The organism is Gynuella sp. (assembly GCF_050297175.1).
GTDB lineage: Bacteria > Pseudomonadota > Gammaproteobacteria > Pseudomonadales > Natronospirillaceae > Gynuella.
In genome coordinates this window covers 62,073-80,319 of the sequence record NZ_JBNKSF010000041.1, presented here as the reverse complement: position 1 = coordinate 80,319, position 18,247 = coordinate 62,073, and the positions used below count along the sequence as shown (strand labels likewise).

18 protein-coding genes are annotated in these 18,247 nt (G+C 48.7%); 11 read left to right on the top strand and 7 right to left on the bottom strand.

Features of this window, described 5'->3' with window-relative positions:
• Positions 1–154 precede the first annotated feature (154 nt).
• Positions 155–1,156, bottom strand: coding sequence for a serine/threonine protein kinase (locus ACQY6I_RS17595; RefSeq protein WP_428242812.1), 1,002 nt, complete (start codon positions 1,154–1,156; stop codon positions 155–157).
• A gap of 90 nt (positions 1,157–1,246) precedes the next feature.
• A complete protein-coding gene (locus ACQY6I_RS17590; RefSeq protein WP_428242811.1) occupies positions 1,247–1,933 on the bottom strand; it encodes a ComF family protein in 687 nt (228 codons plus the stop codon).
• A gap of 204 nt (positions 1,934–2,137) precedes the next feature.
• Here ACQY6I_RS17590 and ACQY6I_RS17585 point away from each other — a divergent pair, with 204 nt between their 5' ends.
• The 7 genes from ACQY6I_RS17585 to ACQY6I_RS17555 all read left to right on the top strand — a co-directional run bounded on the left by ACQY6I_RS17585 (position 2,138) and on the right by ACQY6I_RS17555 (position 9,239).
• Entirely contained in the window at positions 2,138–2,365 is a 228-nt protein-coding gene (locus ACQY6I_RS17585) for a hypothetical protein (protein WP_428242810.1), read from the top strand.
• Between the two features lie 17 nt (positions 2,366–2,382).
• Complete coding sequence (locus tag ACQY6I_RS17580) at positions 2,383–3,174, top strand: putative metalloprotease CJM1_0395 family protein (protein ID WP_428242809.1); 792 nt, start codon at positions 2,383–2,385, stop codon at positions 3,172–3,174.
• Positions 3,175–3,291: 117 nt separating this feature from the next.
• Positions 3,292–4,920 carry a GMC oxidoreductase gene (locus ACQY6I_RS17575; RefSeq protein ID WP_428242808.1) on the top strand — a complete coding sequence of 543 codons (1,629 nt, stop codon included), beginning with the start codon at positions 3,292–3,294 and terminating at the stop codon, positions 4,918–4,920.
• 215 nt (positions 4,921–5,135) lie between these two features.
• Positions 5,136–7,412, top strand: coding sequence for a class 1a ribonucleoside-diphosphate reductase subunit alpha (gene nrdA / locus ACQY6I_RS17570; RefSeq protein WP_428242807.1), 2,277 nt, complete (start codon positions 5,136–5,138; stop codon positions 7,410–7,412).
• 12 nt (positions 7,413–7,424) lie between these two features.
• Complete coding sequence (nrdB, locus tag ACQY6I_RS17565) at positions 7,425–8,555, top strand: class Ia ribonucleoside-diphosphate reductase subunit beta (RefSeq protein WP_428242806.1); 1,131 nt, start codon at positions 7,425–7,427, stop codon at positions 8,553–8,555.
• A gap of 15 nt (positions 8,556–8,570) precedes the next feature.
• Complete coding sequence (gene yfaE, locus ACQY6I_RS17560) at positions 8,571–9,053, top strand: class I ribonucleotide reductase maintenance protein YfaE (protein ID WP_428242805.1); 483 nt, start codon at positions 8,571–8,573, stop codon at positions 9,051–9,053.
• A gap of 48 nt (positions 9,054–9,101) precedes the next feature.
• Positions 9,102–9,239, top strand: a complete 138-nt coding sequence (locus tag ACQY6I_RS17555; RefSeq protein ID WP_428242804.1) for a hypothetical protein — start codon at positions 9,102–9,104, stop codon at positions 9,237–9,239.
• 590 nt (positions 9,240–9,829) lie between these two features.
• Here ACQY6I_RS17555 and ACQY6I_RS17550 read toward each other — a convergent pair.
• Genes ACQY6I_RS17550 through ACQY6I_RS17535 form a run of 4 tightly spaced genes read right to left on the bottom strand, consistent with a single transcriptional unit; the run spans position 9,830 to position 13,270 of the window.
• Positions 9,830–10,180 carry a Rieske (2Fe-2S) protein gene (locus ACQY6I_RS17550; RefSeq protein WP_428242803.1) on the bottom strand — a complete coding sequence of 117 codons (351 nt, stop codon included), beginning with the start codon at positions 10,178–10,180 and terminating at the stop codon, positions 9,830–9,832.
• Between the two features lie 17 nt (positions 10,181–10,197).
• Complete coding sequence (locus ACQY6I_RS17545; protein ID WP_428242802.1) at positions 10,198–10,971, bottom strand: heme ABC transporter ATP-binding protein; 774 nt, start codon at positions 10,969–10,971, stop codon at positions 10,198–10,200.
• Positions 10,968–11,996: a FecCD family ABC transporter permease gene (locus ACQY6I_RS17540; RefSeq protein ID WP_428242801.1), complete on the bottom strand. Its 1,029-nt coding sequence runs from the start codon at positions 11,994–11,996 to the stop codon at positions 10,968–10,970. Before ACQY6I_RS17540 ends, ACQY6I_RS17545 begins: the two co-directional genes overlap by 4 nt.
• Positions 11,993–13,270: a hypothetical protein gene (locus ACQY6I_RS17535; RefSeq protein WP_428242800.1), complete on the bottom strand. Its 1,278-nt coding sequence runs from the start codon at positions 13,268–13,270 to the stop codon at positions 11,993–11,995. Before ACQY6I_RS17535 ends, ACQY6I_RS17540 begins: the two co-directional genes overlap by 4 nt.
• A 241-nt stretch (positions 13,271–13,511) precedes the next feature.
• Here ACQY6I_RS17535 and ACQY6I_RS17530 point away from each other — a divergent pair, with 241 nt between their 5' ends.
• From ACQY6I_RS17530 to ACQY6I_RS17515, 4 genes are all read left to right on the top strand, one after another.
• On the top strand, positions 13,512–13,688 hold the full coding sequence (locus tag ACQY6I_RS17530) for a hypothetical protein (protein ID WP_428242799.1): 177 nt from the start codon (positions 13,512–13,514) through the stop codon (positions 13,686–13,688).
• 94 nt (positions 13,689–13,782) lie between these two features.
• The gene (serB, locus tag ACQY6I_RS17525) at positions 13,783–15,000 is read left to right on the top strand and encodes a phosphoserine phosphatase SerB (RefSeq protein WP_428242798.1); all 1,218 of its coding nucleotides are present in this window, start codon (positions 13,783–13,785) and stop codon (positions 14,998–15,000) included.
• Between the two features lie 22 nt (positions 15,001–15,022).
• Positions 15,023–15,982: a YbgA family protein gene (locus tag ACQY6I_RS17520; protein WP_428242840.1), complete on the top strand. Its 960-nt coding sequence runs from the start codon at positions 15,023–15,025 to the stop codon at positions 15,980–15,982.
• The gene (locus ACQY6I_RS17515; RefSeq protein WP_428242797.1) at positions 15,982–17,331 is read left to right on the top strand and encodes a cryptochrome/photolyase family protein; all 1,350 of its coding nucleotides are present in this window, start codon (positions 15,982–15,984) and stop codon (positions 17,329–17,331) included. Before ACQY6I_RS17520 ends, ACQY6I_RS17515 begins: the two co-directional genes overlap by 1 nt.
• Here ACQY6I_RS17515 and ACQY6I_RS17510 read toward each other — a convergent pair.
• Positions 17,317–18,210 (bottom strand): LysR family transcriptional regulator, encoded by an 894-nt coding sequence (locus ACQY6I_RS17510; protein ID WP_428242796.1) that lies wholly within the window; start codon positions 18,208–18,210, stop codon positions 17,317–17,319. The two genes, ACQY6I_RS17515 and ACQY6I_RS17510, sit on opposite strands and share 15 nt — an antisense overlap.
• Positions 18,211–18,247: the final 37 nt, after the last annotated feature.

Genomic DNA, 18,247 nt, shown 5'->3' with positions numbered 1-18,247 from the left:
CATCAGTGACTGTACCGCCAATTAAAACCTTTTGTCGAATCGGAGCTGCTGGTCCGTTTTTTGAGCAGTGTCTGAGTATCGCCGGCTACGTCGGCGGTGACCCTTCTACCATGCACTCGGGTTATCGCTGGTCATTCGCCATCACGCTATCTTTTTACAGCAGATGGGTGAGTGATGGTGCTGGCAGGTCCATGGCTGCCAACTGTTCCCTGAGCTGTAGTATGTGATCAGACCAGAAGCGGGGAGACTCAAACCAAGGAAATGCTCTTGGAAATGCGGGGTCATTCCAGCGACTGGAAAGCCAGGCGGCATAATGAATCATGCGCAGGCTGCGACAGCACTCAATCAAGCCGAGCTCTGACATGGGAAAATGACAGAACATGGAATAACCTTTGGCGATTCTCGCCAATTGTTGTAGCTGAAGTTCATGATCTCCGGACAGTAACATCCATATGTCTTGAATAGCCGGCCCGCTGACACAGTCATCAAAATCCACCAGCAGCGGCTGTTCATCTCTGATCAGAATATTTCCCGGATGAAAATCCCCGTGCAGAGATATGTTAAAAATTTCGCTGGAACGCCATTGCCGATCAATTTTGTCTAGTAACTGTTCTGATACCGATTCATAGGCAGGCATCAGCTCGAGAGGAATCATGTCCGATTGCAGGCAGATCTGTCTGGCTTGCCAGCCAAATTTTTCAGGAGTAAAGGTGATTCTGTGCTCAAAAGTTTCGTCCATACCCACTGCATGTAGACGACCCAGCACACGACCAATCATTTCCAGTTGATCCAGGTTGTCCAGTTCAATCGGTTGTCCCCAGCGTTTGGGAAAAACTGCGAGCCGGTAACCTTCATGTTCGATCAAAGTACTGGCAATACAATGTTGTGTTTGAGTGAATTCCTGTGGTGCTACAACTTCAACCTCTGCATCAAGCAGCCGTTGGGTAAACGCATGTTCTTCCAGAATCTGCTCATTGCTCCAACGCTCCGGGCGATAAAACTTCGCTACGATTTCTGGTTGTTCCTCAATACCTACCAGCATCACCCGGTTTTCGTAGCTGTTCAGAGCGGTCAGCCGGCCATCCACTATGAATCCTCCCAGTTCCAGCATGTCCAGCATAAGATCGGGGGTCAGATTGGCAAAAGGTTTATGCATATATTTCCGTGGAGCTAAAGAATTGAGTAGTGGCAGGGCCATAGTGTAGAGATGTTGTAGGAAGTTTCACTACAAAAATACTGAAATACGTTAATAGACAGTTTGTTCGGGTGTACGGGCCATAGTCCAGACCTGTACATGTCTGACACCATGTCTTTTTAGCATGGCTGCCAGAGATTGGGCGCTGGCGGTAGTGGTCACAACGTCGTCGATCACCGCGACATTTTCCAGGCCGTCTGTTTTTACTTTGAATACTTTTTTCAGCAGTTTCAGTCTGGTTTTACGATCCAATCCTTCGAGCGCGGGGGTTCGCCGGTATCGGGTGACCAAATCTGAACGTACCGGGATATTCAAATTCTGCCCTATAGCTCTGGCCAGCAAATCAGATTGATTGAAACCTCTAGCCCATTGCCGACTCCAGTGCAGCGGCATTGGAATCAGTGCTTCCGGGGTAGTGATCTCAAACTGCCGGATGGTATTGGTCATTGCTTCAGCTAAAGGACGAACATGCTGGTGACGATTGTGATATTTCAGTTGCTTGATCAGCCAGGCCAGAATCCCTTCGTAACGACCACTGCTGATAACCTGATCAAACGCAGGGATATGCCTTAGACAATGCCCGCAGACGTGACGACCCATGGTCAACGGTATTGCGCAAATTTGACAGCAATCCGATAACACAGGCCAGAGAGACCAGCACTGCCGGCATAACCCTTTGGCATGATTGCCAATTGGCTTACGACAGATATGACAGGATTCAAAATGTAGTGATTCCATTGCTAAAAGCTCCATTCCCTGAGGTGCAAACAGGGCGATTCTAGCGCATACCGGACGGGTAATCCTGGCAAAAATATAAGTACACGGTTCTTTCGCTATATCCAGTTTGAGGTTATTTCAAAAAAATCTTAAAGATCGGCAATATTTTGCCGGTCTTGTGGTTTAATTAAAGGTGTAGAGTTTCAATTGATAGAGGAGGCTGGAGTGATTGGTAGTGTCTTAAGTACAGGAGTTGCAGGTATTCAGACTGGACTGGCCAATGCCGAACAGGCAGGGCAGAAAATCGCCGAAGCAAACATTCCGGAAAAACCGGTTAATGTTGAAGAGGCCTTGTCAGATCTGACGTCCGCGCAAAATCAGGTACAGGCCAGTGCAAAGGTTGTCGAGGCCGGTTCACAGACGATAGGAAGCATCGTTGATATAAAAGTCTGAGCTTTGCAGGTTGAGCCATGAGTGTGGTTACGGGAGCTTCATTAAATTCAGTGCATCTTGCAGTTCCGGCTGCAGGGCCGGTTGTTCCCATAAATATCGACAATGACAAAACCTCTTTTGCTCCGATTACCGAAACAGAGGAGGCAGATAAAGGTCGTAACCGAGCTGGTGAACAACCCTCTCGCGACGCTGACAGACAGGTTCAGGCAAAATCGGATAAGCAGCAGGACAACCAGAAGGATGCTGAACAGGACGATGCAGACTTACAGGCCGAGCAGCAGAAACTGCGCGTCCTGAAACAACGAGATCGTGAAGTTAAAGATCACGAACAGGCCCATAGGGCCGTCGGCGGTAAGCATGCCGGTCCCATGACTCTGACCTATGAGCGTGGACCAGATGGCGTAAACTATGCCGTAGCCGGTGAAGTGCAGATAAATGTGTCGAAGGTTTCTGACGATCCTGAAGCGACAATTGTGAAAGCTGAACAAATCAGGCGTGCTGCACTTGCACCGGCAACCCCTTCCCAACAAGACCGATCCGTGGCGCTGCAGGCCACACAAATGATTGTTGAAGCAGAACAACTGCTGCGGCAGCAAAAAGTTAGTGAATCAACTTCTTCGGAACCTGTAGAAAACCAACAAAATACTGATGATGACGACAAGTCGGTAGAGACATCAGGCAGTGATTTAACCGAAACCTTTCAAGGGCTTTTTAAAAGTCCCCGAAAATTTAATGAGCCATTGGGCAGTGTGGGCAATTATCAGCAAAAAACATCCGGTCTTGGAAACAACCTTGATCTGATGATTTGACTATAATATTTATAATGCTTGATAAGACTGGTTATTTTGCTTACTTTATTTTTTATGACACCTTATATTATATAAATAACAAAAAAAGCGTTCGCCAATTACCAGCGGGAGTGCAACATGGAATGGTTATCTCGACAATTTAATAGTCGGCTGGATGATGCTCTGAATTCTGGGGCATTTGATTTTATTATTTTAGGAGCCGGTTTTTTCGGTGCCTATACCGCCTGTCAGTTGATAGAGCAAAGCTATCCCCGCAAACCAAGGATTCTGTTAATTGAGCAGGGGCATTTCGGGTTACCACACCATTACACCACTTACCCGTATTTAACAAAGGCGGACCTGGCGGCTGTAAACGGCAGTTGGCAGGGGGCTCGTGTCTATTACGAATCCAAAGATCTGGTGCGTGAGGAACGCGGACACCGGGTTTACAATGTGGTAGGAGGTGATTCTCATTTTTGGGATCTATGTGTGCCCCGACCAAGTCTGGAGGATATGTCAAAATGGCCCTCCGGTATGGCTGAGACATTGGAGGAAAATCTCATTGAGGCCGAGCAGCAATTGGGAGTGCGCTCACAGCCTGGCTATTGGCGTGGTGCATTGCAGGATCGGATGATCGAGCGAGTCAGCCAGGTGACCAGTCAGTGGGGTTCCGTACAATATGTAAGCGGCGCACCGATGGCCATTCAAACAGTCAGCCCATGTTCTGGACAGCTGAGCAGAGGTCCTTATTCTCCAATCAACAATCTGTTGGAGCATTTGTCCAGAGATGCGCGCCAGGACATACATCTAGTGTCAGGCTGTAAAGTTAAACAACTGATGATGACTGGTAAGTATGTTACCCAAATTAAAGTCATGGATGAAAACCGCAACCAGATCAGAATGATTGATGTGCCATCGCGTACTCAGGTGATCAGCGCAATGGGGTGTCGCGCAAGTACGGCGCTGTTTCTTAACAGCTTCGACCGTAATCACCGTTGCTTCAATCATATTGGTCGAAATCTTAACTCACACCTGCGCTCGGTGTTTCATCTGCAGATTCGTAGAGAATTATTGGGAATGGCGCAAACCGATTTCAGGCATAATGCCGGTATTGTAGTGCAGGGTAAGGACTATCTATTTCAGATTTATGCCTGTCCGGGCAGAGCCGCAAGTGGCATGGTGGGTATGCATCATCCTGTCGGTACTCCAGTATCGGAGCAGAATTCCCGTTGGATAACACTCACTCTGGTTGCGCAAACAACGTTTTCGGGACATCGTAATCGGCTGGTACTGGAATCGGAAAAAAGCCTCACAGGTGCAACCCCTATGGCCCGTTATTATGTGGGTCAGAAGGAAATGGATTGCTGGCAGAATAATGATCGTCTTGCTGTGCGATTACTGGGAATGTTGACAGGTAATAAAGCTCCAGAAGGTAGTGTGTATTGGCGCCACGGTGAGCAATGGTTGGCAGAAGCACCTAAGACCACTGGGCTGGTGAGGCTATCCGTTGGGAGCTCTGTCCATGAATGCGGAACGCTGTCAATTGCAAATGATTCCAACCATGGGATATTGGATATTTGGGGGCAATGCCATAGCATCTATAATCTGAGCTGCCTTGATACGGCAGCCGTGCCTTGGATGGGAGCTGGCTCTCCGGTGTTGCCGGCTATGGCATGGGGGCGGCTGGCAAGTCAGCAGATTGTGCATCAATGGCAGGCAACCCCGGCACACAGACCGGCAGCTATTAATGGAAGAATTTTTTCCTGATACTCAAGAAAATTGTTACCAGAATTTGAAGCTGGGCTGTACCGCTCTAGAGTGCGGATTGGAACCGGATAACATCCTTTCGCTACTGGAAAATCCACCTAAAATCAATATTGAATGATAATGGGTTTTCCCATATCTTGTGATCATTCCTTTATATCTACCACCATATCTTGTAGGGCTTTCCTACACGAACAACACCGAACGTCGGGCCAATAATGAATACCAAAAATTTAGCAGTAACCAAGCGAGATGGTCGTCAGGAGACCATTGATCTTGAAAAAATTCACCGTGTCATTTCCTGGGCAGCAGAAGGATTGGAAAATGTTTCTGTCTCCCAAGTAGAGCTTAAAGCCCATCTCCAGTTTCATGATGGCATCCGCACCTCGGATATCCATGAGACCATTATCAAATCTGCTGCAGACCTGATTTCTGAGCAGGCGCCGGATTATCAATATCTCGCAGCGCGATTGAACATTTTTCATTTGCGTAAGAAAGCGTACGGACAGTTTGAGCCACCTCGTTTGTTTGATCATGTTTCCAGACTGGTTGACATGAAACGTTATGATGAAGGACTGCTGCAGGATTACAGCGCGGCTGATTTTGATCAGATGGATGGCTTTATTGATCACAATCGTGACCTCAATTTTTCCTATGCTGCAGTAAAACAGCTGGAAGGAAAATATTTGGTTCAAAACCGGGTAACCGGAGAAGTCTTTGAGAGCCCTCAGTTTTTGTATGTACTGATTGGCGCATGCCTGTTTGCTCACTATGACAAAGAACGCCGGATGGACTACATCAAACGTTTTTATGATGCGGTGTCGTTGTTTAAGCTATCGTTGCCAACACCGATCATGGCAGGTGTCCGGACTCCGACACGTCAGTTCAGTTCTTGTGTGTTGATTGAATCCGGGGATTCACTGGATTCTATTAATGCTACTTCCTCGGCGATTGTCCGCTACGTTTCCCAGCGTGCCGGTATCGGTATCAACGCTGGTCGTATCCGCGCAATTGGTTCGCCAATTCGTCAGGGGGAAGCTTTTCATACCGGCTGTATTCCATTTTTCAAACATTTCCAGACTGCAGTCAAGTGCTGCTCTCAAGGTGGTGTCCGGGGAGGCGCGGCAACGCTGTTCTACCCAATCTGGCATTACGAGGTGGAAGAGTTGTTGGTGTTGAAAAACAATCGCGGTGTTGAAGAGAACCGCGTTCGTCATCTGGATTATGGCGTACAGATCAACAAGCTGATGTATGAACGCCTGATCAAAAACGGCTCCATTTCCCTGTTTAGTCCAAGCGATGCTCCAGGGCTTTACGATGCGTTCTTTGAAGACCAGGCCCGGTTCGAGCAACTTTATGTTCAGTACGAAGCGGATACCGGCATTCGCAAGAAAACCATTAAAGCAGTCGATTTGTTCTCCATGCTGATGCAGGAACGCGCGTCCACTGGCCGGATCTACATTCAAAACGTCGATCACTGTAATACTCACAGTCCGTTCGATGAAAAAGTGGCACCGGTTCGCCAGTCAAATCTATGCCTGGAAATCGCATTACCAACCAAACCGCTAGAGGATATTAACGATACAAATGGTGAGATCGCCTTGTGTACTCTGGCAGCATTTAACTTAGGTGCCATGGAAAATCTGGCAGAACTGGAAGAGTTGTCCGAACTGATTGTCAGGGCACTCGACAGCCTGTTGGACTATCAGAATTATCCAGTGCCTGCCGCAGAGCTTGGCTCGATGGCGCGCCGTACATTGGGTGTCGGTGTTATTAACTATGCTTATTATCTGGCTAAGAACGGGGTCAGATACTCTGATGGTTCTGCATTAGGATTGACACACCGTACCTTTGAAGCCATTCAGTTTTATCTGCTGAAAGCCTCCAACCGACTGGCCAAAGAAAAAGGTGCCTGTAGTAAGTTCTCTGAAACCAAATATGCACAGGGTATTCTGCCAATCGACACCTATAAAAAAGAAGTTGATGGTTACTGTCAGGAGCCCCTGCAGTTGGATTGGGAGACGTTGCGAGAAGAGATCAAGACCTACGGTTTGAGAAATTCAACGTTGACGGCACTGATGCCATCTGAGACATCATCTCAAATCAGTAACGCCACCAATGGCATCGAGCCACCCAGAGGCTATATCAGCGTTAAAGCTTCAAAAGATGGCATTCTGAAGCAGGTCGTACCCGAGTTTGAACGCTTGAAAGACCTGTACGAATTGCTATGGCGAATTCCCGATAACAATGGTTATCTACAATTGGTTGGTGTCATGCAGAAATTTATCGATCAGGCGATCTCTGCCAATACCAACTACGATCCAGCCAGATTTTCTGACGGTAAAGTACCTATGCAGGTATTGTTAAAAGATCTGTTGAGTGCGTACAAAAACGGAGTGAAAACTCTGTATTACCATAATACTCGTGATGGAGCGGAAGATGCCCAGAACGATCAAAGTGATGATGGCTGCGAAAGCGGCGCCTGTAAGATTTGATGCAAGACGGCCATGAGTTACAAAACATTTAATCGCAATCAGTTTGAGACGTTCAAACAGCCCATGTTTATGGGCGAAAACGTCAACGTGTCACGCTATGACACCCAGAAATATAAAATTTTCGAACAGTTGATCGAAAAGCAGTTGTCGTTTTTCTGGCGTCCGGAAGAAGTGGATCTTTCCAAAGACAGGAAGGATTTCATTGAATTGCCGGATCATGAAAAGCATATTTTTCTGAGTAACCTGAAGTATCAGACACTGTTAGACAGCGTTCAGGGGCGTTCACCCAATGTAGCGTTTTTGCCGTTGGTCTCGTTGCCGGAGGTTGAAACCTGGATCGAGACCTGGGCATTCAGTGAAACCATACATTCGCGTTCCTACACCCACATCATCCGTAACATCATCCCTAATCCGGGGGTGATTTTTGACGATATTATTCACAATGAACACATCGTCAAACGGGCTATCAGTGTGACCCAGTACTATGATCAGTTGATTTCGGTAGCCAATCTTTATAACCAGTTTGGTCTGGGTGAGCATAACGTCAATGGCACTAAGGTTGTCGTCGACCTTCGGGATATCAAGAAAAAACTGTACCTGACTATCGCCTCAGTCAATGTATTGGAAGCCATCCGTTTCTACGTCAGTTTTGCGTGCAGTTTTGCATTTGCCGAGCGTACCAAAATGGAAGGTAATGCCAAGATTATTCGTCTTATCGCACGTGATGAAGCTCTGCATCTGACGGGCACCCAACACATGATGAATATTCTTGCCAGTGGCAAGGATGATCCGGATATGGCTGATATTGCCCGCGAGTGCCGTGACGAAGTGATTGGTATTTTCCGGGAAGCCGCCGAGCAGGAAAAACAATGGTCGGAATATTTGTTTAAAGATGGCTCCATGATTGGTATGAACAAAGACATCCTCTGCCAATATGTTGAGTACATTACCGACCAGCGGATGACGGCAATCGGACTGGAACCCATCTTCAATATCCGCCAGAACCCATTGCCATGGATGAACAGCTGGCTGGTGTCGGATAACGTACAGGTTGCTCCCCAGGAAGCTGAAATCAGCTCTTATCTGGTAGGGGCTATCGACAGCCAGATCGATACCGATGATTTGGGTGGTTTTGAACTATAACGCTAAAGGACACTGATGACTCAGGTTAAAGCCCGGTTCGAGGACTATGAACTCGAACCGGAGGACCAGAATATTGATTTTGAACTCGATGGTGTCGGTTTTGATGAAGAATTTGAACTAGAGGCGGACATTGTTGAAACCGAAAGTTCCAAGGCCCGACAGTTCGAAATATATCTGCCACTACAGAACCCGGAACAACCCGAAGAGAATCCTCAGCTGGAGTTTGAAATACCCCGGCCGGTTCACTGGATTGACGTCTCCGGACAACCACAAAAAGTGAAATTCCAATACGCCAGCACCTTACTGGAATCTCTGGAAGCCCAGGGTGTTCAGGTACCCTATCAATGCAGGGACGGATACTGCGGCAGCTGCCGGAGCACACTGCTGGCGGGTGAAGTAGCCTACCTTCAGGAGCCCATGGCCTGGCTAAATGACGGTGAAGTTCTGCCATGCTGCTGCGTCCCAAAATCCAACCTCTCCCTAAAGATTAAGGGGTGAGGCCCGTCTAGCAGCGAGCATGTCTCGCTGAGGGCCGAACGCCCGGCCATGGGTGAAGCGGGGGAAAACAAAGCATTGCTTTGTTCCGCTGAACGCGAAGGCATGGATGCTGGAGCTGGGCAGAAAGTTGTACATGAAAGTACAGCGCATCTGGCCGGGCTGGAATACATCACCATGGATGGTTAATCCAAGAAACTATCCCCGTCTAGCAGCGAGCATGTCTCGCTGAGGACCGAACGCTCAAGACATTTGGAAATGCAGATATCAATGTCCGGATCTGTTCGCCAGCGTTCCAGCCAACAATGAAAACAGACTGCACAACATGATCCCGTCGACTGGGTCAAAGAAGCAGTACTGGCCATTTTAATCATCCATCGAGCCAGAAGACCACCCAGAGAATCAATCACCATCTTTTGACTCCCTTCAGTCCATCGGTAACACCTTCGCCAACTTGCTGTGCAACCCTAACAGGGAAAAGTCTCCACCGAGTCAGAAGTACAAAACTGCCTGATACCGAAAATCCTCACGGTTCTGACTCTGAGCTCACATTGGCATTATCCGTTACCACCACCGCTCAGAGAGCAAACGTATTCTGAGACTCGGGATGTTCTAACCAGAGTTGCTACAACAACGAACCGCTACCGGATCGGGACATTTTCAATGTGGCATCTACCACTCCCAGAGTCGGTATTACCGGTGTTGACGGTGGTCATAACACCAAGAAAACTCTATGAAGTTGGTAAAAAAAGAGACCTATAAGAAAAGACCTGCAATCATCAGTTATCCAGTATTTCTTCCGCTACGTTGATAACAATTTGTCCTTGCGCATCAATTTCATGCGCAATTACCGTGAGATGTTCTCCCTGGCATGGACCGGAAATACAAATGCCAGTTTCGATTTCGAACAATGCGCCATGTCCTGAGCATTGGATAAATGCGGCATCCATGTCGAGAAACTGGTCTTCCTGCCACTCGAGGTTGATATTCAGATGTGGACAATCGTTTTTGTAGACATAAAGCAGACCATCACGACGAACGGCAAATACCTGTAGATGCGGCAGTTCATAACCTTTTGAATGGCCTTCTTCAATTTCATGTTCAGGGCCAAGGGTAAATGTTTGGGTCATATGGTCGTTCCTCGGGGTTATACCGGAATAATGTTGGGGATCGAAAAAACCGGATGTGTTTGTATACATACATCCAGGCCGAAATACTGTTTGATGTTTGCTTGGGTAAACACTTCTTCAGGGGTGCCGTTGGCGGCGACATGTCCCTGATCCATCACCATCACCTGGTCCCCATAACGGGCGGCCAGATTAAGATCATGGACGACAAAGATGATGGCCAGTTGTTGTTTTTTAAAGGCCTGTATTGCCTGAAAAACTGAATGTTGGTGCATCAGATCCAGACCATTGGTAGGCTCGTCGAGTACCAGCAGGCGAAAGCCATCCAGTGGTTCCCATATTTGTGCCAGTACTCTTGCCAGTTGGCTTCGCTGTAACTCGCCACCGGACATATGTGTAACCAGGTGATAACGGAACTGATGCACGTCAGTCAGCGTCATGGCAGCATCGATAATTTCCTGATCCCGTTGCTGGCCAGTGCTGTGAGGGTAACGTCCCATGGCGACCAGCTCTTCGCAGGTAAAATTAAAATTGATCTGGGAATGCTGTGGTAGGAAGGCCATTTTCCGTGCCAGTGTCTGTCTTGGCCATAAATGCCTTGGGCGTTCCTCTACCCGGATGGCGTCGGACTGAGTTAACAGCTCGCCGGTAATGGCCTTTAACAGGGTACTTTTACCACTGCCATTATTACCGACCAGTGCAAGTGACTGTCCTGCTTCCAGTCGCAACGATACCTGTTTAAGTATGTGTTTGCCCTGAACCTTATAATTAATGTTTTCGACCTGCAGGCTCATACCGTCAGCCTCCGGTTTTTGATCAGTAGAAAAATAAAAAATGGCCCTCCAATGCAGGCAGTAATGATGCCGACCGGTATTTCTGCCGGAGCAATGATGACTCGTGCCAGAGAATCCGCCAATACTAGTAAGGCCGCTCCGGTAAGGGCTGTCAGTGGAAACAGATGCTGGTGTTGAGGGCCAAAGATCATGCGGTTGATATGGGGAATCACCAGTCCAATGAAACCAATGTTACCGGTAAAGCCGACAGCACTGGCAATGGCTAAAGACGACAATACGATAATCGCCCGGCGGGTTCTTTTAATATTAAACCCCATATGTCTGGCTTCTGAGTCACCTAATAACATTACATTCAGCGCCTTGGCAGACGTTATCAGTGCAGGTAGTACCACTGCCAGTGTAAGTCCGGTGACGAGCACGCGCTGCCAGGATGCCGCAGACAACGTACCGAGTGCCCAGAAGGTCAATGACCGCAACTGATGATCCGTTGCCAGATAGGCGCTTAAACTAATACCAGCACCGGCAATTAAATTGACTGCGATACCAGCTAGGATCAGATTGGCAGAACTGCCCGATTGATGTCCCTGTATCAGCAAAACCATAATCATGGCAACCAATGCGCCGGTACAGGCAATCAGTGGAATGACAAATGTTCCCAGCCATTGTCCGAGTGCGGTTATCAGGCCAGGAAACATAATTAGCGTGATCATTGTCACCAAAGAGGCTCCACTGGTCACTCCGAGAATACTGGGTTCGGCCAGAGGGTTGCGAAACAATCCCTGAATGGCCGTGCCGGATATGCCCAACAAAGCGCCAATGATTGCGGCCAGGCAGACTCTGGGCAGGCGCACTTGCAGGATAATCACGCGGATATCGTCCGATACCGGATTGGAGGAAAACAGCGCCTGTAATACCTTACCTGCCGAGATTCCGGAGCTGCCAATAGTGAGCGCAAAGCCCATCAATACCATTAGCAATACCGATAACAGGACATGATGCCAAAGTTGGGCGCGGCGTGGTTTCATAGTGCTTCGGTATTATTCTGCTTTAGATTTTCTGCCTGGGTTCGGAGTAATTGATCGTAATGATCACTGAGACTGTCGAGCTGCCAGACTTCCAGTCGTTCCCCGTCGGGCATGGTCAGGTCACGATAAATGTGCGCATTCACCAGGGTACTGGTCCTGGGATACTGAAAAATGTTTTCGGCGATTAAGATTGAATTGGAACGGTTATGCAAATGCATCAGTTGTAACTGATTCACGGCCTCGCCACATACCTGAACCGCTGGTGGCAGGTCGCTACTGTTATTGACCCAGAGCGTTCCGGTAGTCACCGAGATGGAGTACGGAGTCATAGAACTGCAGACATGGTGTAGTACTGTCGCGGCGCACAGAATATTAACTACTGCCTGATCTGGCTCATCTTCCAGACCAAATACCAGGCAGTTACGATCCTGGGTGATTTCGCCGTTGTACAGACTGGCCACCTGAAGCAAATAATGGTTTTGCTGCTCAAGCCAGTAGTGAACCTCCCGACTGTCTGACTGGTCGGTCAGTTCGGTGGCTGTCAGGTACAGCAAAAAAAGGTTACTTTGATAACCGGCGCCGGGAACAACGTCCACTTTGTCGAGGCAATGATTAATCTGGGCCGCGCTGTAGTGATTATGAAAACAGCCGGCCAGCGACATAGCCGGACGCAGCTGTTGATCCAGAATATCGTTCCATTGATGCAGGTCGTGACGGTCGGTAGCAAAAAAATCATGCATGTGCTGATTAAAAACCGTCAGTTGTTCACGTTCATCCATCGTCAGATAAATACAGAAAACCAGCCACAATGTGATTCCGAGGGCCCAGACAACCAAGAGCCATAACCAGATGGTGTGATGGGTGGCGGGCCTTTCAATGGTCAACAGAATATCGCCGATCACGGCGTTTTCAAAAATAACCGATTGGCGAAAGTCGATGCCGCGACCTTCGTTCTGTTTCAGCTCCGTCAATACATTGCCACTGGCATCCCGGAATGCTGCGTAATTAATTCCTGATTCGGCCAACAGGTTTTTCAGCATCAGATTCAAACTGATCACATTATTGGTTTGCAGAAAAGGGCTGGCATGTTCGGCAGTCTGCCGTAGCAGCAGTTGAGAGTTCTGTTGAAAAGCCTGTTGGGCGAGACTGTTATGCCAGCTGAGGCTGCCCCAGAACATAATGCCGGAGATAAAAAGAACGGAAAATAATCCGCTGAGAAAAAGCTTGGACCTGACAGTTTGTTCCACAAGTGTACGGCGATGAGATTGAAGCACTTATTTGATATCCATAGGGGTTTCAGGCAGGTACTTTCCGACAGCCACCATAACAGCGCTGCCTTTTTTAAACTACCACGTTACAATAGTCGTTTATGTTAACGTCTTTTACCGGCCAAGACATCCTGCAATGACTTGATCCATTGAGACTCAGTGAGCGTTTCAGTGAGCTTTTGCAAGGTGTTTAATGCCAGATGATGACAGCCTTTTCACCACTCTTAACCTGCTTAGAGGATATGCGATGAGTGACACCTTGACTCAATTGGAAGAACAACTAAAAGCCATTCAATCCGGACTGTTCAGAATGGGGCCAGAGCGCATCCGGGCGCTGTCGACTCACGAGACTGACGACCTGATTATAAAACTTGAAAAAACCACCACAGACGCATTGAACAATGTGGCCAAGCTGAAAGGCTGATCATTTATCCGTAAAAGCTTCCGAAGGTGATATTGTCAAATCTGTATCACCAGAACCGGAAGCTTTTGTCTTATTTACCAAAGGAGTCGATCGCTTGAACGAAGTCGTTCTGATGACCGTCACCGGTCCTGATCGTCAGGGAGTTACCACTGCTCTGACCACCATTCTTGCGCGTGCTGATATTAATGTTCTGGATATCGGGCAGTCCGTCATTCATAACAATCTGTCCCTTGGGCTGCTGGTGCAACTTCCAACAGGCGAGCAGGCATCGCAGGCCATGTTGGACATTCTCTACAAAGGTCACGAACTCGGAATGACCGTGACCTTCAAGCCAGTGTCAGCAGAAAGCTACGATCACTGGGTGGCCGAACAGGGGAAACAGCGTCATATCGTCACCTTACTGGCTCGCCGGATCAGTGCCGCGCATATTGCCAAAGTGGCAGCTATCGTTGCCGAGCAGGGGCTGAATATCGACGATATCTCCCGTCTGAGCGGCCGTTTACCGCTGGACTCCAAGGTAAGCGATACCGATAAGGCCAGCGTGCAATTTTCCATTCGCGGGACACCAGCCAATACTGAACAAATGCGTCAGGCATTTCTGGTCGCTGCCAATGAACTTGATGTGGATATCGCCTTCCAAAAAGACGATGTGTATCGTCGCAATCGTCGGCTGGTAGCATTTGATATGGACTCCACCCTGATCGAAACTGAAGTGATCGATGAGCTGGCGCGGGAAGCTGGTGTGGGTGAACAGGTTGCCGAAATTACCGAACTGGCGATGCAGGGACAGTTGGATTTCAAAGAGAGCTTCGTGCGTCGGATGGCATTACTCAAAGGTCTGGATGAATCGGTCCTGGCCGGCATTGCCGAGCGCCTGCCCATTACTGAAGGTGCGGAACGGCTGATTCAAAACCTTACATCCCTGGGCTATAAAACTGCCATTTTATCCGGTGGTTTCAATTATTTTGGTCGTTATTTGCAGAAAAAACTCGGGATAGACTATGTTTATGCCAATGAGCTTGAAATTGTCGATGGTAAAGTGACCGGTAACGTTGTCGGTACGATCGTTGATGGTCAGCGTAAAGCTGAATTATTACGAGAACTGGCTGCGCAGGAAGGTATTCATCTGGAACAGGCCATTGCAGTTGGTGACGGTGCCAATGATTTGCCTATGTTAAACATTGCCGGGTTGGGCATTGCATTTAGAGCCAAAAATATTGTCAAGGAAAACGCCAAGCAGTCGCTGTCGACGCTTGGACTGGACGGCATATTGTACTTGCTCGGTTTCAGGGATCGCGACGTATTACATTAATCGGAGCGTAGCTGTGGAAAACATGTTCGACGGAAAGGTCAGAGTGGGTATCAGCAGCTGTTTGTTGGGACAAGAAGTCCGCTTTAATGGCGGCCATAAACGCGATGCCTTCATTACCAATGAGCTTAGCCGCTATTTTGACTATCAACCATTCTGCCCTGAGGTGGAAGCCGGTCTGGGCATTCCTCGCCAGGTGATCAGGCTGATTCAGACTGACCGGGGAGACCGGGCCGTCAACAGTGGTGACTACAGCATTGATCATACTGACGAACTGACCCGGCTGGCTGATGAACAACTCCCATCATTACAGGGGTTGTGCGGCTATATCTTCATGCAGAAGAGTCCGAGTTGTGGAGTTTTCCGGGTCAAAAGTTATCATCAGGAAAGTGGTATTCCTGATCCTAAGGGCCAGGGAGTGTTCGCTGCCAGAGTACAACAGCAATTGCCCTGGTTGCCAATTGAGGAGGCTGGCAGACTACATGACAGTCATCTGGGTGAGAACTTTCTGATCAGAGTGTTCACTCTGGCGGATTGGCGTAAAAATGTTCAGGCTACGCCATCTGTTGCCAGGTTGATGGAGTTCCAGTCCCGTAACAAATACCTGCTGATGGCGCATAACCCGCAGCTGGCCAAGCAGCTGGGAGCAGAACTGGCGGCAGTAAAACGGGATGAGCTGGAAACATTTTTGCCCCGCTATCGGCAATTATTGATGCAGATTCTGGTCCGGCCGGCAAGTCGCGGTCAGAAGATCAATGCGCTTGAACACGTCAAAGGTTATCTTAAGAAATACCTCAGCTCTAAAGAAAAGCGTTCGCTGCAACAGATTATCGAAGAATACCGGGATGACCGGATTCCGTTTGTTGTGCCACTGACCATGATTCATCACCTGATCAATGTTCACCTGAGTGATCATAACTATCTTCAGCAGCAAAGCTTTCTGGAACCTGTTCCAAAAGAACTTGGATTTAACAATCGTACCTGATGACTGAGAAACTATTACTTATCTGGCATCGAAATGACCTGCGGGTGCAAAGTCATGCTGCGCTGACATATGCGCGTGAACTTGGTTTTCGGGTTGTTGGCTGTTTTTTTGATGTTGAATCACAGTGGCGGGCTCATGATCATGGCGACCGCAAAATAGCGTTGTATCGACGCGCCGCCGATGAACTGCAGCGCAGTTATCGACAAGCAGGGCTGGAGTTTCATCTTGAGACCGTAGACACCTATAGGCAAACGGTCGAGTGTTTGGGGCGGCTGCTTGAGCGTATCCAGCCTGCCGAACTCGCATTGCATGCTGAGTATGAATTGAACGAGTATCTGCGTGACTGTCAGGTGGCGGATATCTGTCGCCAGCGTGGAGTGCGCTTGAGGATCTTTCACGATCAGATCATGATCAGTCCGGAAAAAATCCGAACCAAGGCAGGTCAGCCATTTAAAGTCTATACCCCATTTATGAAATGTTGGCGCTCCCTGTTGGATCACCCGGAACAGTTGGCTCCGTTGCCGGATTCTTTGCTTGAACCGTTATCAGATTCACTGGAACGGCAGGCGCAGATTCGGTTGCAACGCTTTGTGGCCGAGCGATTGGATGGCTATTCTCAGGGGCGCGATTTTTATGCCCGGTCGGCTACAGCGGAAGTATCATCGGCCCTGGCCATTGGCCTGCTGAGTACTCGGCAGTGCCATGTAGCGGCCATGGCTGCCCGACACGATTACAACACTGACGCGGTAGAGAAATGGCGTAACGAATTGATCTGGCGCGAGTTCTACAAATACATCAGCTATCACTTTCCCCACGTATGCCGCGGCAACAGCTTTCGACGCGAATATGATGCCTTGTCATGGAATGACAATTCAGACTGGCTGGAAGCCTGGCAACATGGACAAACGGGATATCCGGCGGTGGATGCCGCCCAGCGCTGTCTGCTGACCAGTGGCTTTATGCCAAACCGGTTGCGCATGGTAACGGCCATGTTTCTGAGCAAGGACCTGGGGCTCGACTGGCGGGCCGGAGAGCGATGGTTTATGCAGCAACTTACAGATGGCGACTTTTCTGCCAACAACGGAGGCTGGCAGTGGAGTGCATCAACGGGTGTTGACGCAGCGCCCTATTTCCGGATTTTCAATCCGCTGGAACAATCCAAAAAGTTTGATCCCGATGGTGACTTTATTCGTCTTTGGGTGCCAGAGCTATCCAGTCTCTCCGGGCGGGACATTCACTGGCCGTCAGCTGTGCAGCGGACCCAATGTGGTTATCCGCAAGCCATCGTTGAGCATAAACAGGCACGGCTGGAGACGCTTGAACGGTTCAAACGCCTAAAAACACCTTGATCGTAGTCCGGCAAACAAATCTTCGTCCTCCTGCAGTCCAACATGGATATGCTCCATCAATCGGCTGATCGGTTTGGACAGTGCCAAATCCTTATGGGAAACCACCCATAACCCGGTGATCAGGGTATATTGCGAACCCGGAAGGCGTCGCAGGCAATCGGAACTATCCCCTAGAAAACAAGGTAACAGGGTGCAGCCCGCAAGCTGTTCCGCCGCCATCTGCAGTGCATTAAACGAATTGGCGCGAAACACCACCGATTTATTCTGGATCATTTCTTCGTATTGTTGACCGATGTAGGTGGTTTTGATTGGCCGGTCAAGTCCGAGCCACTGCAGGCTATCGGGGTCACGCTCCGATAAGGCTTCATGAACATAGACATGGCAGGCCATATCTGCAACTCTATAGCCGTGCAGATATTCAGGCAGATCCAGTCCAGGACGTATGGCGATGTCGGAATCACGGTTGCCCAGATCCAGCACCTGATTGGTGGCAGAAAACAAAATCTCAATATCAGGAAAAGAATGTGTAAAACTATTGATGTGTTTTAGCAGTAGTGGATGACACAAAGAATCCACCGCAGTGATTCTCACTTGCCCTGACATTTCGTTTTCAGCGCCTTTAATCTTACGTTCCAGGTCGTTGATTTTTTCTTCGACAGCGGAGGCTGCTTCAAGCAGTTGCAACCCCTCGGGCGTTGGCTTGTAACCTGTTGATTTTTTTATAAAGAATCTTAACTTGTTGGCTTCTTCGAATGAATTGATGCGACGTAATACGGTGGTGTGGTTAACCCCAAGTTCGCGTGCGGCTGCGGAAACCGAGCCATGTTTGGCCACTAATAAGAGATATCTGAGGTCGTTCCAATCGATGTTGTGCTTCATTGCACACCTATTCTGCACTTTTCGCTAATTGACCTGA

What these genes read in the sequence shown, in the direction of transcription:
- yfaE (WP_428242805.1), top strand. Translation starts at nt 8,571, where the DNA reads ATGACTCAGGTTAAAGCCCGGTTCGAGGACTATGAACTCGAACCGGAG.
- ACQY6I_RS17555 (WP_428242804.1), top strand. Translation starts at nt 9,102, where the DNA reads ATGGGTGAAGCGGGGGAAAACAAAGCATTGCTTTGTTCCGCTGAACGC.
- ACQY6I_RS17580 (WP_428242809.1), top strand. Translation starts at nt 2,383, where the DNA reads ATGAGTGTGGTTACGGGAGCTTCATTAAATTCAGTGCATCTTGCAGTT.
- ACQY6I_RS17575 (WP_428242808.1), top strand. Translation starts at nt 3,292, where the DNA reads ATGGAATGGTTATCTCGACAATTTAATAGTCGGCTGGATGATGCTCTG.
- ACQY6I_RS17545 (WP_428242802.1), bottom strand. Translation starts at nt 10,971, where the DNA reads ATGAGCCTGCAGGTCGAAAACATTAATTATAAGGTTCAGGGCAAACAC.
- ACQY6I_RS17530 (WP_428242799.1), top strand. Translation starts at nt 13,512, where the DNA reads ATGAGTGACACCTTGACTCAATTGGAAGAACAACTAAAAGCCATTCAA.
- ACQY6I_RS17540 (WP_428242801.1), bottom strand. Translation starts at nt 11,996, where the DNA reads ATGAAACCACGCCGCGCCCAACTTTGGCATCATGTCCTGTTATCGGTA.
- ACQY6I_RS17510 (WP_428242796.1), bottom strand. Translation starts at nt 18,210, where the DNA reads ATGAAGCACAACATCGATTGGAACGACCTCAGATATCTCTTATTAGTG.
- nrdB (WP_428242806.1), top strand. Translation starts at nt 7,425, where the DNA reads ATGAGTTACAAAACATTTAATCGCAATCAGTTTGAGACGTTCAAACAG.
- ACQY6I_RS17520 (WP_428242840.1), top strand. Translation starts at nt 15,023, where the DNA reads ATGTTCGACGGAAAGGTCAGAGTGGGTATCAGCAGCTGTTTGTTGGGA.
- ACQY6I_RS17590 (WP_428242811.1), bottom strand. Translation starts at nt 1,933, where the DNA reads ATGGAATCACTACATTTTGAATCCTGTCATATCTGTCGTAAGCCAATT.
- nrdA (WP_428242807.1), top strand. Translation starts at nt 5,136, where the DNA reads ATGAATACCAAAAATTTAGCAGTAACCAAGCGAGATGGTCGTCAGGAG.
- ACQY6I_RS17515 (WP_428242797.1), top strand. Translation starts at nt 15,982, where the DNA reads ATGACTGAGAAACTATTACTTATCTGGCATCGAAATGACCTGCGGGTG.
- ACQY6I_RS17595 (WP_428242812.1), bottom strand. Translation starts at nt 1,156, where the DNA reads ATGCATAAACCTTTTGCCAATCTGACCCCCGATCTTATGCTGGACATG.
- ACQY6I_RS17550 (WP_428242803.1), bottom strand. Translation starts at nt 10,180, where the DNA reads ATGACCCAAACATTTACCCTTGGCCCTGAACATGAAATTGAAGAAGGC.